Origin of the sequence: Moritella sp. F3 (genome assembly GCF_015082335.1) — a bacterium.
GTDB lineage: Bacteria > Pseudomonadota > Gammaproteobacteria > Enterobacterales > Moritellaceae > Moritella.
This window is the reverse complement of sequence record NZ_BLRL01000024.1, coordinates 1-14,624: the sequence shown is the minus strand read 5'-3', so window position 1 is coordinate 14,624 and position 14,624 is coordinate 1. Positions and strand designations below refer to the sequence as shown.

General features: G+C 40.0%; 17 protein-coding genes. 15 read left to right on the top strand and 2 right to left on the bottom strand.

Annotated features, from left to right (window positions below; translation table 11 throughout):
• Nucleotide 1 precedes the first annotated feature (1 nt).
• From gspF to JFU56_RS21880, 13 genes are all read left to right on the top strand, one after another.
• A complete protein-coding gene (gene gspF / locus JFU56_RS21940; protein ID WP_198439349.1) occupies nucleotides 2-1,222 on the top strand; it encodes a type II secretion system inner membrane protein GspF in 1,221 nt (406 codons plus the stop codon).
• A 25-nt stretch (nucleotides 1,223-1,247) separates the two neighbouring features.
• Complete coding sequence (gene gspG / locus JFU56_RS21935; protein WP_198439348.1) at nucleotides 1,248-1,682, top strand: type II secretion system major pseudopilin GspG; 435 nt, start codon at nucleotides 1,248-1,250, stop codon at nucleotides 1,680-1,682.
• 113 nt (nucleotides 1,683-1,795) lie between these two features.
• Nucleotides 1,796-2,401 (top strand): type II secretion system minor pseudopilin GspH, encoded by a 606-nt coding sequence (gene gspH / locus JFU56_RS21930; RefSeq protein WP_198439347.1) that lies wholly within the window; start codon nucleotides 1,796-1,798, stop codon nucleotides 2,399-2,401.
• The gene (gene gspI, locus JFU56_RS21925; RefSeq protein ID WP_198439346.1) at nucleotides 2,401-2,790 is read left to right on the top strand and encodes a type II secretion system minor pseudopilin GspI; all 390 of its coding nucleotides are present in this window, start codon (nucleotides 2,401-2,403) and stop codon (nucleotides 2,788-2,790) included. Before gspH ends, gspI begins: the two co-directional genes overlap by 1 nt.
• Nucleotides 2,791-3,441 (top strand): type II secretion system minor pseudopilin GspJ, encoded by a 651-nt coding sequence (gspJ, locus tag JFU56_RS21920; RefSeq protein ID WP_198439345.1) that lies wholly within the window; start codon nucleotides 2,791-2,793, stop codon nucleotides 3,439-3,441. It begins immediately after the preceding gene.
• Nucleotides 3,441-4,415 (top strand): type II secretion system minor pseudopilin GspK, encoded by a 975-nt coding sequence (gene gspK / locus JFU56_RS21915; protein ID WP_198439344.1) that lies wholly within the window; start codon nucleotides 3,441-3,443, stop codon nucleotides 4,413-4,415. Before gspJ ends, gspK begins: the two co-directional genes overlap by 1 nt.
• The gene (gene gspL, locus JFU56_RS21910; protein WP_198439343.1) at nucleotides 4,412-5,629 is read left to right on the top strand and encodes a type II secretion system protein GspL; all 1,218 of its coding nucleotides are present in this window, start codon (nucleotides 4,412-4,414) and stop codon (nucleotides 5,627-5,629) included. The genes gspK and gspL overlap by 4 nt, the downstream gene beginning before the upstream one ends.
• Complete coding sequence (gspM, locus tag JFU56_RS21905; RefSeq protein WP_198439342.1) at nucleotides 5,626-6,099, top strand: type II secretion system protein GspM; 474 nt, start codon at nucleotides 5,626-5,628, stop codon at nucleotides 6,097-6,099. The genes gspL and gspM overlap by 4 nt, the downstream gene beginning before the upstream one ends.
• Nucleotides 6,096-6,851: a type II secretion system protein N gene (locus JFU56_RS21900; RefSeq protein ID WP_198439341.1), complete on the top strand. Its 756-nt coding sequence runs from the start codon at nucleotides 6,096-6,098 to the stop codon at nucleotides 6,849-6,851. The genes gspM and JFU56_RS21900 overlap by 4 nt, the downstream gene beginning before the upstream one ends.
• 46 nt (nucleotides 6,852-6,897) lie before the next feature.
• Nucleotides 6,898-7,443: an ADP compounds hydrolase NudE gene (nudE, locus tag JFU56_RS21895; RefSeq protein ID WP_198439340.1), complete on the top strand. Its 546-nt coding sequence runs from the start codon at nucleotides 6,898-6,900 to the stop codon at nucleotides 7,441-7,443.
• 45 nt (nucleotides 7,444-7,488) lie between these two features.
• The gene (gene cysQ, locus JFU56_RS21890; protein WP_198439339.1) at nucleotides 7,489-8,295 is read left to right on the top strand and encodes a 3'(2'),5'-bisphosphate nucleotidase CysQ; all 807 of its coding nucleotides are present in this window, start codon (nucleotides 7,489-7,491) and stop codon (nucleotides 8,293-8,295) included.
• Nucleotides 8,296-8,476: 181 nt separating this feature from the next.
• Nucleotides 8,477-9,097, top strand: coding sequence for an HTH-type transcriptional repressor FabR (gene fabR / locus JFU56_RS21885; RefSeq protein WP_019629001.1), 621 nt, complete (start codon nucleotides 8,477-8,479; stop codon nucleotides 9,095-9,097).
• A gap of 23 nt (nucleotides 9,098-9,120) precedes the next feature.
• Complete coding sequence (locus JFU56_RS21880) at nucleotides 9,121-9,483, top strand: DUF1422 family protein (RefSeq protein WP_198439338.1); 363 nt, start codon at nucleotides 9,121-9,123, stop codon at nucleotides 9,481-9,483.
• A 95-nt stretch (nucleotides 9,484-9,578) separates the two neighbouring features.
• On the opposite strand, the gene trmA is transcribed toward JFU56_RS21880, so the two are convergent.
• On the bottom strand, nucleotides 9,579-10,676 hold the full coding sequence (trmA, locus tag JFU56_RS21875; protein ID WP_198439337.1) for a tRNA (uridine(54)-C5)-methyltransferase TrmA: 1,098 nt from the start codon (nucleotides 10,674-10,676) through the stop codon (nucleotides 9,579-9,581).
• 383 nt (nucleotides 10,677-11,059) lie between these two features.
• Here trmA and JFU56_RS21870 point away from each other — a divergent pair, with 383 nt between their 5' ends.
• Entirely contained in the window at nucleotides 11,060-12,859 is a 1,800-nt protein-coding gene (locus tag JFU56_RS21870; RefSeq protein ID WP_198439336.1) for a TonB-dependent receptor domain-containing protein, read from the top strand.
• Nucleotides 12,860-12,986: 127 nt separating this feature from the next.
• Entirely contained in the window at nucleotides 12,987-13,775 is a 789-nt protein-coding gene (murI, locus tag JFU56_RS21865) for a glutamate racemase (protein ID WP_198439335.1), read from the top strand.
• A 14-nt stretch (nucleotides 13,776-13,789) separates the two neighbouring features.
• Here murI and JFU56_RS21860 read toward each other — a convergent pair whose 3' ends face one another.
• Complete coding sequence (locus tag JFU56_RS21860; protein WP_198439334.1) at nucleotides 13,790-14,245, bottom strand: RNA-binding protein; 456 nt, start codon at nucleotides 14,243-14,245, stop codon at nucleotides 13,790-13,792.
• Between the last annotated feature and the right edge of the window lie 379 nt (nucleotides 14,246-14,624).

The window sequence follows — 14,624 nt, the reverse complement described above, 5'->3', positions numbered from 1 at the left end:
CATGCCTGCATTTTCTTATTTAGCGATGGATAAAAAAGGTAAAAAGAAAAAAGGGGTTTTAGAGGCCGATGGTCCTAAGCAAGCGCGTAATGTACTGCGTGAAAAAGGTTTAACTCCCCTTGAAGTTGAAATGTCGGCAGAGGCAGAACGGAAAAAGGCGTCTGGTGGTTTTAGCTTTAAGCGTGGTATTAGTACTGCTGATATGGCGCTGTTGACTCGTCAACTCTCAACCTTGATTGCCGCGTCTTTACCGCTAGAGGAATCATTAAAAGCGGTTGCAGAACAAAGTGAATTGCCGCGTATTCAAAATATGATTTTAGCAGTGCGTAGTCGTGTTGTTGAAGGCCATACGTTAGCGGAAAGCTTTGCTGAATTCCCACATGCCTTTGATGATTTATATTGTGCCATGGTTGCCTCGGGTGAAAAATCTGGGCATTTGGATAAGGTACTAAACCGGTTAGCAGACTATACCGAACAGCGTCAAAAAATGAAGAACCAATTGACGCAGGCCATGATCTACCCGGTGATGTTAACACTCGTTGCAATTGGTGTTGTGTCACTATTGCTAACCAGTGTCGTGCCTAAAGTCGTGGGGCAGTTTGAACATATGGGGCAAGAGTTGCCAAAAATCACTCAGATACTGATCGCGCTGTCAGACTTTGTCAGTAATTACGGCTTGTACCTGGTTATTATGATCGTATTGGCGATTATTGTGGTGAAACGATTATTATTAAAACCGGCTAATCGTTTGTTCTTTGATGAACGATTATTAACTGTGCCTGTCATTGGTAAGGTGAGTCGCGGTATTAATACGGCTCGTTTTGCACGTACGTTGAGTATTTTAAACGCCAGTGCGGTGCCTTTACTTGAAAGTATGTCGATTGCAGGGCAGGTCTTGACTAATATGCATGCACGCCGGTTAGTAGAAGGGGCGACAAGTCGGGTACGAGAAGGAACGAGTTTAAGAGCATCATTAACGGAAACTAAATTATTCCCGCCTATGATGTTACATATGATCGCCAGTGGTGAGCAAAGTGGTGAACTCGGTCCAATGTTAGAGCGTGCCGCAGATAACCAAGATTCACAATTTGAATCGCAAGTAAGCATTGCGTTAGGTATTTTTCAACCCTTGCTGGTGGTGAGCATGTCGTTTGTTGTATTATTTATCGTGATGGCAATTCTTCAGCCTATTTTGTCTTTAAATCAGATGGTTGCAGGTTAGGTTTTTATTTAAATTAGAGGATGTTATGAATAACAAAAAACGGAATGTATCGGGTTTTACGCTGTTAGAGATCATGGTCGTTATTGTGATCTTAGGGGTGCTTGCATCAATGGTTATCCCTAACTTATTAGGTAACAAAGAAAAGGCCGATCGCCAAAAAGTAGTGACAGATATCGTGGCATTGGAAAACGCGATGGATATGTACAAATTGGATAACAGTCGCTACCCAACAACAGAGCAAGGTTTAGATGCATTGGTGGAAATGCCAGATGTTGACCCTGAGCCAAGAGACTATCGCTCAGGTGGCTATATTAAACGTTTACCGCAAGACCCTTGGGGTAATGAATATCTATTAGTCAGCCCTGGTGAGAATGGTCAGGTTGATATTTATTCTATTGGTTTAGATAGTGAAGAAGGTACTGAGGACGACATTGGTAACTGGAATATGCACGAGAAGTAACTCGTAATAATTGAGGCGCAGCATTGTTACTGCGCCTTTCTTTATCTACTTTAAACATATCTGGTGTTGTTCTTATTCTCTCTATACAGATCAATCATAATCAAAGGAATACAATGAAGATTCGTACTCATCAAGAAGCTGGCTTTACACTATTAGAAATAATGCTAGTTATCTTCTTAATGGGCATGATGATAACGGGCGTCGTGATGACGATGAGTTCCTCTGGGCCTGACCGACAACTTAAACAAGCTGCAGCGCGCTTTATTGGTGTATTAGAATTGGCTGAAGAAGAAGCGCTACTAAGTAGTATTGAAATGGGGCTGGTCATTGAAGCGCAGCAGTATCAATTTGTGTATTTAGATGACAATGACAGATGGAGTGCATTGGACGACTCCAAATTCTTTGCCAAGAAAGAACTGAAAGAAGACATACTGCTTTCGCTTGAGCTAGCAGGGTTACAAGCCGAAGGTAGTTTTTTAGGTTCTCGTAAACTCTTTGCTGACGATGATGGCTTGTTTGAAGATGACGATGGTTTATTTGAAGGGGCTGACAAAAAAGATCGTATCGAACCTGATATTTTCATTTATTCAAGTGGTGAAATTACAGACTTTACATTGACGTTCACCTATATGGATGCCGATCTTGGTGATAGCGCTGTTAAGGTTCTATTCGATGAATATGGAGATTTAATGATTAACTCGATGGCGGATGAGTTTTAATGAAACCACATTCAGGCAATAAAACAAAATTTAAGCAAGTGGGAATGACGTTACTTGAAGTCATGGTCGCGATGTCAGTATTTGCTACCGCAGGACTTGCGGTAATGAAAGTGGCGACAGAGAACCTTAGCAGCTTAGCTTATTTAGAAGAAAAAACATTTGCTAACTGGGTCGCGAGTAATACGCTGACAGAATTGAAAATGGCCAACACAATTCCAGGTAAATCATGGCGTAAAGGTGATACTGAATTGGCTGGGCGCACTTGGTATTGGCGTTACAAGGCGGAGTCGACAGACAGTAGTGATTTTGTCGGGGTGACAGTAGAAGTTGCAACGGATAAGAAGTATGAGTCAAGAGTCGGTCACTTGCTTACCTATATGGTGCGCTAAATGAAAAGACAATCTACAGGCGATGAAACGGGATTTACCCTGATTGAGATGATGATTGCTATTGCTATCTTTGCTCTACTCAGTTTAGGGGCTTATCAAGTATTGCAAGGGGTGTTACGCAGTGATGAAATATCCAGAGAGCGAGGTGATGCGTTAAAGCAACTGCAACGTGCGATGGTTATTGTTGAACGTGATTTTCAACAAATGAATGCACGTAACAATCGCAGCGATGACTCGCAGACTGCAATGCCATTACAAGCAGGTAAATTCATGTTTGATAGTGATGAAGATGGCATTGCTTTTACGCGAAGTGGCTGGCGTAATCCATTATCAAAGCTACCTCGTGCTTCATTACAGCGGGTAATATACCGTGTTAAAGACGCGCACTTAGAGCGCTTAAGCTATGTCTACTTAGACCCTGCAATCGGTGAAGAGCCTAAGCGAAAGTTAATTCTAGAGAATGTCGAAGCCATGACGTTTGAGTTTTACCACGAAAAGAAGTGGGCTGAGACTTGGACCAATAAGAAGGCATTACCGGATGGCGTAAAAATAACGCTTACTTTAAAACGATTTGGTGAAGTTGAACGTTTATTCTTATTACCTAAAGCAACCATTGATAGTGATAGCAGCAACGAAGAAGGGGAAAGCTAATGAACGCAGCCCCTAAACAGCGTGGAATTGCATTGCTGACGGTATTACTGATTCTTGCTGTGATGGTTATTATTGCGAGTAATATGTCGTCACGACTGCAGCTAGAATTACGTCGAACGAGTAATATTATTACCCATCAGCAAGCCTTGTGGTATGCCTATGGCGCTGAAGCGTTAGTTGAAAAAGGCCTCAAACAGGCGTTAAAGGACGATGATACGATTAATTTAGATCAGTATTGGGCTACCGAAGGGATGATATATCCAGTTGAAAATGGTCAGATTGGTGGCCAGGTCTTGGATATGCAGGCCTGTTTTAATGTTAATGCGGTGACAGGTGAAGACAAAGACGCACAAGCACCATTATCTGTACGCCAGTTCCGTAATTTATTGGAACAACTTGAGTTTGATGCTTACGAGGCGGAGCAACTGAGTGATGCACTACGTGATTGGATTGATGACGATAGTAATGTTGTTTCTAGTTATGGTGTTGAAGATGCTTACTATGAATCACTCGATTATCCTTATCAAGCGGGTAATCAACGCATATTAAATATCAGTGAACTCCGGGCAATAAAAGGTTTTACTCAAGCGGTTTATCGCAAGATACGACCTTATGTTTGTGCGCTACCAACCAGTGCTTTAAAGATTAATGTTAATACGATTGCGGTTGATAAACCGGAAGTCTTGGCGGGGATGTTTACTGGCAAGTTATCATTAGACGTCGCAAGTTCTGTACTGGAACAACGACCGAGTAGTGGTTGGGAAACAACGGCAGATTTTTGGATGTTAGCCGCATTGAAAGGGCTTGAAATGAACGCGGCAGAAAAAAATAGCGTTGATATAAAAAGTAGTTATTTTATCGCATTATTACAGGCTGAATTTGCTAGCGCGACCATCAAGGTAGAATCGGTATTTAAAGCTGAAAGCAAAGATGTAGTTTATGTTATTCGTCGACAATTCGGAGGAGCTCAATGAGCGAGCAGTTAGTAGTTAGGCTTGGCAGTGAAAGTCGACAAGCAATACATTGGTTAGTATGGTCTACCACTGAGCATGAGATCATTGCATCGGGTATTTTGGCAAGTGCAGAGCACCTTATAGAACTTAAATCACATGCTGGTGGCCGTGCCATTATCGCTTTATTACCAAGCTGTGATGTCACCTTTAAAAGTGTGGAACTACCCGGGCGTAGTAATAAACAATTACTCAATGCTTTGCCTTATATGCTAGAGCAAGAATTGAGTAGTGATATTGATAAACTACACTTTTCGGTATTAGACAAGGTTGCAAATACTGTTTCTGTTGCGGTTGTTGCACACGAAAAAATGCAACTTTGGCAATCTTGGTTAGCTGATGCTGAGTTAGTATGTGAACAATACATTCCTGATGCGCTGACCTTACCCTACAGTGAAGATCACTGGAGTGCGATCGAGTTGGATGGGCAATGGCTAATTAGACAGACGCTAACGCAAGGGCTATGCATTGAAAGTGAGTTGTTAGAGTTTGTTCTAGCCTCTTCAGGAGTGAAGGAAGAGGATGATGCTCGTAGCGTGCAAGCCGTGATGAGTTATTCTGCCATTGAGGTTCTGAGATTGGACAACTGGCAGCAAGAGCATATTGAATTGCCAATGAAGTTATGTGCAGAGGGTGCGATAGCCAGCCGTTATAATTTATTGCAAGGTCAGTATAAGGTGGTGCGTGAAGAAAACGTGGCACTTAAGTTATGGCGTGGTACCGCTATCGCCGCTGGTTTGGCTGTGGTGATGATATTTGCAAATCAATTTGTCACTTTAAATAAATTAGAGCAACAACAAACAGCGTTAGAAAACGAGATTAAGCAAGTTTATAAAACGGTGTTTAAACCGAAAAAAATGCGTTTGAATGCACGCTTAGTTAAAAAACAAATGCAAAGTCGATTAAATGATTTACGTGGCGGTGGTGATAATACCGGTTTCTTAGTGATGCTGGGTCAGTTAACCCCAACATTTAAGCAGAACTTAGGTATTCAGCCTATTTCTGTTCGATTTGATACCAAGCAAGGTTCTTTACGATTACAAGCCAGTGCGACTGATTTTCAAGTTTTTGATAAATTTAAATCATCACTATCAACACAGTTTGTAGTTGAGCAAGGGACACTAAGTCAGCGTGATGGCCGTGTCCAAGGGACGCTTGATATAAAGGGTAAAAAATGAAAGCACAGTGGCAACAATTAGAGCAAAAAGAAAAGCAACTTATTAGCATACTAATTGCGACTTTACTGCTTGCTGGTGGTTATTGGCTACTTTGGCAACCGCTACAAGATAGCATTATGAATACTCAGCGCAAAGTTAACGTACAAACTCAAACATTAGCCGATGTTAAAGTGCTAGGGCAAAAAATCACAGAGCTACAGGGCGGGCAAGTTGCTCGTGTTGACGCTGGTGACTTGAATCAACTTGTTAGTCGCAGTGCTGCGCGTAATAAAATTGCGATTTCACGTATTCAGGCTAAAACAGATTCATTGCAAGTATGGATTGATGATGTCAACTTCAATCAACTAACCGCATGGTTAGAAAAGCTAAATAAGCAATATGCGATTGAGATCCAAAATATCGATTTGAGTGTCTCTGATACGAAAGGTATGGTTAAAGTACGTCGCTTACAGTTAGGAAAAAGAACATGAGAAGTAAACTCTTAATGTTAGGCTTTGTTACTGCGGCTTATGGATCGTTTCTTGTCGGTACGCTACCTGCGTCATTGGCATTATCTTATGTCCCGTTACCGGCTAACATAACGATAAGCCAGGTTGAAGGGACCGTATGGCGAGGTGAGGCTCAACGGGTATCGTTTAATCAAATTGAAGTAGAAGATGTGCGTTGGAATACCTCCGTGTTAGCGTTATTGACCGGGTCTGCGCAAGTGAACGTCGAATTTGGTCGAGGTAAAAATAGCTTACGTGGTAATGGTGAAGTGGGTTACTCAAGCGCAGGTGTATATGCTCAAGACTTTACTGCGACAGCGAGCTCTGAATGGCTTGTGAATGCAAGCAATGTTCCATTGCCTGTGACGACTAAAGGTAATATTAAATTAACGATTGCAGAGTTTCAGCAGGGGCAACCTTGGTGTCAGCAGTTCGATGGGCAATTGAGCTGGTCTAACGCAGAGGTTGAATCGTTGTTGGGCACCGTGATGATCGATTCTGCGGTTGCGAGTTTAAGTTGTGATGGTGGTGCTATTGTCGCTAACATTAAGCAAAGCTCTACTCAGTTAAAATTATCAGGTGTCGCCAAATTAGAAAATAAAGGCAAGTACACGCTTTCTGCTGTATTAGTACCAAGTGACGAATTACCTCAATCATTACGCAGTAATTTACGCTATATTGGTAAAGAAAATGCCAAAGGCGAATATAAAATTAATTACGCCGGACGGATATAATATTGTTATGTAGTGCGTGGCGTTATGACAAGGATGCAAAATTAAAATGACACATCAAAAACCCGAAATATTAAACACGAGCATCGTTGCTCAAAGCCGATTATTTAAAGTTGAATCCGTTGCATTACGTTTTTCTAATGGTGTTGAACGGACTTACGAAAGAATGAAAGGCGGCGGTTACGGTGCGGTGATGATGGTTCCTGTTGATGCGGACAATAATCTTATTTTGATCCGTGAGTATGCGGTTGGTACCGAGTGCTATGAACTTGGCTTTCCGAAAGGCGCAATCGATAAAGGTGAAAGCGCTTTACTTGCTGCTAACCGAGAGTTAATGGAAGAGATAGGCTTTGGCGCTAAATCGCTCACGTTACTTAAAGAAATTAATTTAGCGCCAAGTTATTTTTCTGCTCATATGCAGATCTACCTTGCGCAAGATTTATACCCTGAATCTCGAGAAGGTGATGAACCTGAACCGCTCGAAATCATCAAGTGGCCTTTAGCGAAGGCAAATGAACTCCTTGATCATGATGAAATAACAGAATCTCGTGCTATTTGTGCATTATTACTTGCCCTAAAACAATTAGATAAGTAATACTAAATCATTAAGCTATGGCGAGAATAAAGTAGGAAAAGCGATATGCAAGTAATGACCCTAATTCCAGCGTTAAAAAAGATTGCCCGCGCCACCGGCGCTGTTATTTATGATATTTACCAGTCGGGTGAATTCGAACAAGAAATTAAACAGGATCATACTCCGGTTACCAGTGCTGATATTGCTGCTCACGAATACCTCTCTGCGCAACTCGCGTTGTTGACCCCTGATATTCCTATTTTGTCTGAAGAAGATTGTGACATTGCCGTTGCTGAGCGCCAATCGTGGGAAACATATTGGTTATTGGATCCACTCGATGGCACTCAAGAGTTCATTTCTCGTAGTGGTGATTTCGCGACGATTATTGCGTTAGTGCATAAGAACAAACCTATATTAGGTATGATTTATGGCCCTAAAGATGACGTCCTATATTGGGCTGTTGATGGTGAGGGCGCATATAAAGAAACTGCTGTAGGTGAAGAGCAAATATTCAGCCATACCTGTCCACAACCATTAACGAGTTTAAATGTTGTTGTGAGTCGAGTTCAGAATCCAGATAATATTCGTCACTTGGTTGCTGATGATATTGACTTAGAATTACAATCTCTTGGTTCTGCGAGTTTAAAAGGTTGCTTAGTGGCAGAAGGTAAAGCGGACTGTTATATACGTTTTGGCATTACTGGTGAGTGGGATACTGCAGGGACACAATGCATTGTTGCTGAAGCGGGTGGTGCGATCCTTGATTTGAATTTAGCCCCGTTATCTTACAATCAGCGTGATAGCTTAAAGAATCCTGATTTTATTGTACTTGGCGATCGTAATTTAAGTTGGTCTGAGATCTTAACAGGTTAAAGATACACTGTTTATATTGAATCGCAAAAGGTCAGCATATCGCTGACCTTTTTATTTTTAGCATTGAGCTGCTGTTTATTTTTGTGGTGTTCGCGAAGTAAGTAATAAGTTAGTTGCCGATAGGCTCGAAAGTAGTATGATAATATCTGTGTTAACAACCTCTTAATAAATGACTGAAATTATGACCGGAATTAGAGCCCAGCAAAAAGAAAAAACCCGTCGTTCACTGATCAACGCGTCATTTCGACTCGTGACCGCTGAACGCAGCTATTCAAATTTGAGCTTACGTGAAGTTGCACGTGAGGCTGGGATCGCCCCTACGTCTTTTTATCGCCATTTTTGCGATATGGAAGAATTGGGTTTAACTATGGTTGATGAAGGTGGTCTTACCCTAAGACAGTTAATGCGCCAAGCACGACAGCGTATCGAGACGGGTGGCAGCGTGATCCAAACCTCGGTAGAAACATTTATGGAATTTGTAGAACAGAATCCTAATATTTTTCGGGTGTTATTACGTGAACGTTCTGGTACTTCATCCGCATTTCGTGCCGCGGTATCTCGTGAATTACGCCATTTTAGCCATGAACTTACCGATTATATTGAGCTATCAACAAAGTTAAACCGTGATGAAGCGAAGATTCAATCTGAGGCAATGGTCACAATTGTTTTTAATGCTGGTGCTGAAGCGCTAGATTTATCGAACGAAGAGCGTCGTGCACTGTCTGATCGTACTATAATGCAATTAAGAATGATTGCAAAAGGCGCAGCGGTATTAAAAATGACAAGAGGTATTACGCTGTAAACCATGAAAATTGAGGTGTTGAAATGACGACAAAAAATCAAGCAGGTTATAAACCATTATATTTCGCTTTTTTAGCTGGCCTATGTGGTAATGCGACATTCGCAACCTTAACCACAAGCGAAGTGCAGTTTAGTATTTTTCCTCTTATCGCATTAGCGCTGGTGGCTTATAATTGGTATCAAATTTATATGACAAGTGCAATTGAGAGTCGTATAAGTAAATCATCTTTAGGTTTGTTTGTGATAGGTGTACTGACATATACCACCTTTGTTCGCATTGAATACCCTGAACTGGGCAGTAACTTTTTACCGTTAATGTTGGTACTTGGTTTGTCGGTTTGGGTTGCAAAAACGATTGGTGTGTTTAGTCCTAAAGCCGAGACTTAATTTAGGCCTATTAAAAAAGCCCGTTAACAATACGCTTGTTAACGGGCTTTTATCTATTCAGACTATAGTGAATTCGTTTACTTAACGATCTTCGCTTACTTTTTCGTTAAGTAGACACCTGACTCCACGTGGTGGGTATACGGGAATTGGTCGAATAGCGCAAAACGTTCAATATTATGTGTTTGGCTCAATGACTCTAGATTGTCACTTAACGTTTCTGGGCTACAAGAAATGTAAACAATATTATCGTACCCTTGCACCATTTTAATTGTTTCAGCATCCAGACCTGCACGGGGTGGATCGACAACGATTGTGTTGCAATTGAACGTGGTTAAATCTACTTTTGCCGCTTTCAGGCGATTGAATTCACGTTCGCCATTAATTGCGATGGTAAACTCTTCGGCTGATAAACGTAAAATTGTTAGATTATCTAAGCCGTTTTCTGCGATGTTGTATTGCGCTGATTGTACCGATGATTTAGATATTTCTGTCGCTAATACTTTTTCGAAGTTTGGTGCAAGTGCGATAGAAAAGTTACCATTACCACAATACAATTCCAGTAAATCACCACTACAATTTTTAGTCACGTCTAATGACCACTCAAGCATTTTTTGATTTACGATACCATTTGGCTGCGTAAAGCTGTTCTCAACTTGCTTGTATTTTAACTTCTTGCCAGCAACGTTAAGCTCTTCAACGACGAACTCACGATCAAGAACGACTTTTTGCTTTTTAGCTCGGCCAATAATATTAATGTTAAAGCGTTCACTTAATCTTTCTTTTAATGCTTTTGCTTCAGCTATCCACTCATCACTTAGTTGGCGATGGTAAAGCAGGCTAACCAGTAGCTCTCCACTTAGTGTCGATAAAAAATCCACTTGGAAAAGTTTAAAGCGCAGTAATTTAGATGTTTTTAGTTCGACAAGTAGTGCTGGCATGATCTCGTTAATCAGTTTACTACCTGGTAGGAAGTAATCGATTTTGATTTTTTGCTTAGTCTCTTGATCAAACATTATGTAGTCAAGATCATCACCATCGTGCCAAACTCGGAATTCAGCACGTAAACGGTAGTTCTCAGCCGGAGAGTCAAATACTTCTAATTCTGGTGGTGAGAATTTTTTAAATGTTTCACGTTGACGAACTGCTTTTTCATCAAGCTGTGATTGGTAGTTGTCGGGATGCATTTCGATCATGTGGGCTCACCGTAGTTAGATACTAAACAAAAGAGTAGCGATTGTAAGACCCAAATATAGTTTGTCCAGCATATTTTACTTTCAACTTGATACTTACCTTGTCTTATTTTGAAATTGTAAATAAGCGAATTATAAATATACATTTATAACACATGACTTTATACTTTTGGCCGTTATTCTTAGTAGAGCTAATTATCTATTTTAGTAACATGCATTTATTGGGGGAATCCAGTTAGATTCTGGACCTGTCGCGCAACGGTGATAGTGCTTAGCACTTAAGGCCGGTCTCCAATAGGAACCTGAGTAATATATAAAATAATAAATACTCAATTTTGCTGAATGATTCGGCTTCTTTTTCTACGCGTAAATAGGAAAAATTTACAATGTCTAAAAAACTCTTAGCAGTTGCGCTTTTGCCGTTCGCTGCTCTTGCCCAAGATCCATCTACTACCAATAATGAAGAAGTAACTGTTGTTACTGCCAACCGTGTCGAACAAGCTGTTTCTGATGTAGTTGCACCTATTACTGTGATGACTCGTGATGATATTGAATTAACACAAGCGCAATCTCTTACTGATGTTTTCCGTATGCTACCTGGCGTTGATGTTGCCGCTAATGGTGGGCGAGGGCAGTTAGCGAGTGTTTTCGTCCGTGGTGGCGAATCTGATCACGCTTTGGTATTAGTTGATGGTATCCGTATGGTTACATCTGTTGGCTTATCGATTGATTTTAACCAGATCCCAATTAATCAAGTTGAGCGTATTGAGTTTATTCGTGGTGCTAGAGCTGCAATCTATGGCTCTGAAGCTATTTCAGGTGTTATTAATATTATAACTAAAGGCGGCCTTCAAGATTCAGTATCTGTTAGTGCTGGGCTAGGCAGTGATAATTATAAAACATCAAACCTGTACTTATATACCAATATTACAGAAAAAACTTCAGCTAAAGTGACTGCAAATTTTGAAGCTACAGATGGCTACAATGTTAAGCCTTATCCAGGTTTAAATGATGGCGATAAACATGGTTTTGAAAGTGATAGCTATTCTTTCTTACTTAATCATAAATTTAATCAGAATATTTCTGGTTTTGCTCAATTACGCTATTATCAAAATACATATGAGTATGTAGATGATTTTTCTCCAACGAAAGGGAAAAATGAAGGTAATGTTGAAAATAAATCAACGTCTATGGGCTTAAAATATAAGTTGGATGACTTTGAGTCTAACATCCAATATTCTCAGGCAGAACAAGATGATATACATTTCAACTTAGTTCCTGGTTCTTCTCCTACATTTTCATATAACAGTCATTATGAACAAGAAACATTAAGTTGGATTTCTAATTATGTTCTAAATGATTATTTTGCATTATCGGGCGGTTTGGATTGGGCTTCAGAAACATCTAAAGAAACGACAAGAGATAATAAAGCTGTGTCTTTAAACTTATTGACTAGCCTTGATACTCTTTCGGTTAATACAGCTGTAAGAACTGATGACAATGAATATTACGGAACTAATACTACCTGGAATGTTGGTACGGGCTGGTTTGTTAGTCCTGTGGTACGTTTAACTGCAAATGCTGGAACAGGTTTTAAAGCACCTAATTTATCTGAATTAAATCCGGATAGTGGCAACCCTGAGCTTAGACCTGAAGAGTCAATAGGCTATGAAGCTGGAGTTGAAGTTTTCACTAATTTGGTTAATGTTTCACTACAAGGCTACAGAAATGAAATTTCAGATATGATTACTTATGTAGGTGTTTGGCCTACTGCTCGTTATGAAAATGTTGATGGTGAAAGTATCTTACAAGGTGCAGAGTTATCATTGGACTTTGATACTGGTATTGTTTCTAATCTCGTATCTCTAGAGTATTTGGATGCGAAAGATGCAGACGGAGATGAGCTCGTTCGACGTGCTAAACATAAAGCTAAATGGCAAGGTATCGTGAGCTTGAATAATATTGATTGGTCATTACAGTATTTATATCAAGGTGAACGGTTTGATAATAACGATGTAGTGTTAGCATCATATAGCCTTTGGAACTTATCTGCACAGTACCAAATAACATCTCAATTTAAGTTATCTGGTCGTGTAGAAAATGTATTGGATAAAGAATATGAGACGGCAGATGGGTATCCTGCGCCTGAACGTGGTTACTACATTAATGCTACTTATGAATTTTAATTTGTAATTGAGTTCTAATGTAATGCCAAAGAGGCCTGCTATATGCTGGCTTCTTTATATCTACCTATTCCAATTTATCCTGCCCTTGACTATTATATGGCTTTTATAATCTCCCAATGGTTTGTACATGAGTAAAATATTGATTTTTGATTCTGGTGTAGGTGGCATATCTATATATAAAGCAATCAAAGAACAATTACCAAACGCGGACTACCTTTACCTGTTTGATAATGCATACTTCCCTTATGGTGAGCTTGAACCTGAGTTTCTTGTTGAACGAGTTTGTCAGTTAATCGGCTACATGTATGAAAAGTACAGTCCTGCTCTTGTCGTCATTGCGTGTAATTCTGCTAGTACATTGGTGTTGCCTGCTTTGCGTGAACGTTTCCCTATTGCTTTTGTTGGTGTTGTCCCTGCAATCAAACCCGCGGCATTACACAGTAAAAAGAAAAGCATCGGTTTGTTGGCTACGCCGGGGACAGTGTCACGCGAATATACTCAGTTACTGGTGAGCGAACATGCTCAGGATTGTCAGATTGATATGATTGGGACAACAAGCTTAGTCTTACAGGCTGAAAATAAACTATACGGTCATACAGTCGACTTAGATGAAATCAGTAAGGTTGTATCAAAGTGGAAAGATCCAGGCAATAGCCCTGATGTCGTTGTACTCGGCTGCACTCATTTCCCATTACTTATAAATGAATTAGAAAAAATCCTTGGCGAGCATATTAAATTTATAGATTCAGGCAACGCTATTGCATCTCGTGTTAAGGATATATTAGGGGATGAAAATCGTTTAGTTGACCAACGTAATCCAGGAAAGGCGTTCTGTACCAAAATACAGGCACAAAAAAAGCTGACTAGCCTATTTAATGAAATAGGGTTAAGTCAGCCTTTATATATAGACGTATAATTTAATGAAGTAAATTACTCTGCTGGATGAAGAGTGCGTTCATTAGCTTCACGTACTTTTAATGTTCGTTGTTGGTATTCAGCATCGTTAAGCGATTGAATTGCTTCTTTCGCATCAGCCTCTGGCATTTCGACGAAACCAAAACCACGACGTTTACCTGTATGCTTGTCTTTCATTAAGCGAACTGATAATACCTGCCCATGTTCTGCAAATAATGTACGAACAGATGTTTCATTTGCTCGGTAAGGTAAGTTACCTACATATAAAGTCGTTGTTTCTACAGCTGCGCTGCTTGAAGATGAAGGTATTGTTAATTTAATTGTAATACCAGTAATAATGGCACCAATTGCAAACGCAATCGGTGCTGCTATTGTACTTCCTGTTAAAGAAAGTACTGCAAAACCAATTACAGCAATAGCTACTGAAATAACGGATGCTCGAGTAGCATTGGATAAAGTTGAAAAGCCCATCGTTTTAAAGAACCCCTGAAAACACATAAGTGATTAATATGAAAGAATAAATTATCAATTGTTACTCTTGTCCCTAATAGTAACGAATATATAGAAGAGCGACAATCAATCTCAATGTATCAATAAAAAGCTAAAAAAAATCATAGCTGTGTCTTATTTTGTCAAAAAATGTATGAAATACAAACAAAAATATTGGTGTTATTGAAATATAAATGCATAGGCTGTGTATAACGTGGTGGTAAGTTGTGATTAATAATATCTTTGATTTTTTATGTGAAAAAGACTTGTCATCATCAGCCATCTCTCTATAATGCGACCTCACTGACACGGCAACAGCCGCTAAGTAAAGGTGTTTATCAGTATCGAAAGTTACTTTTTA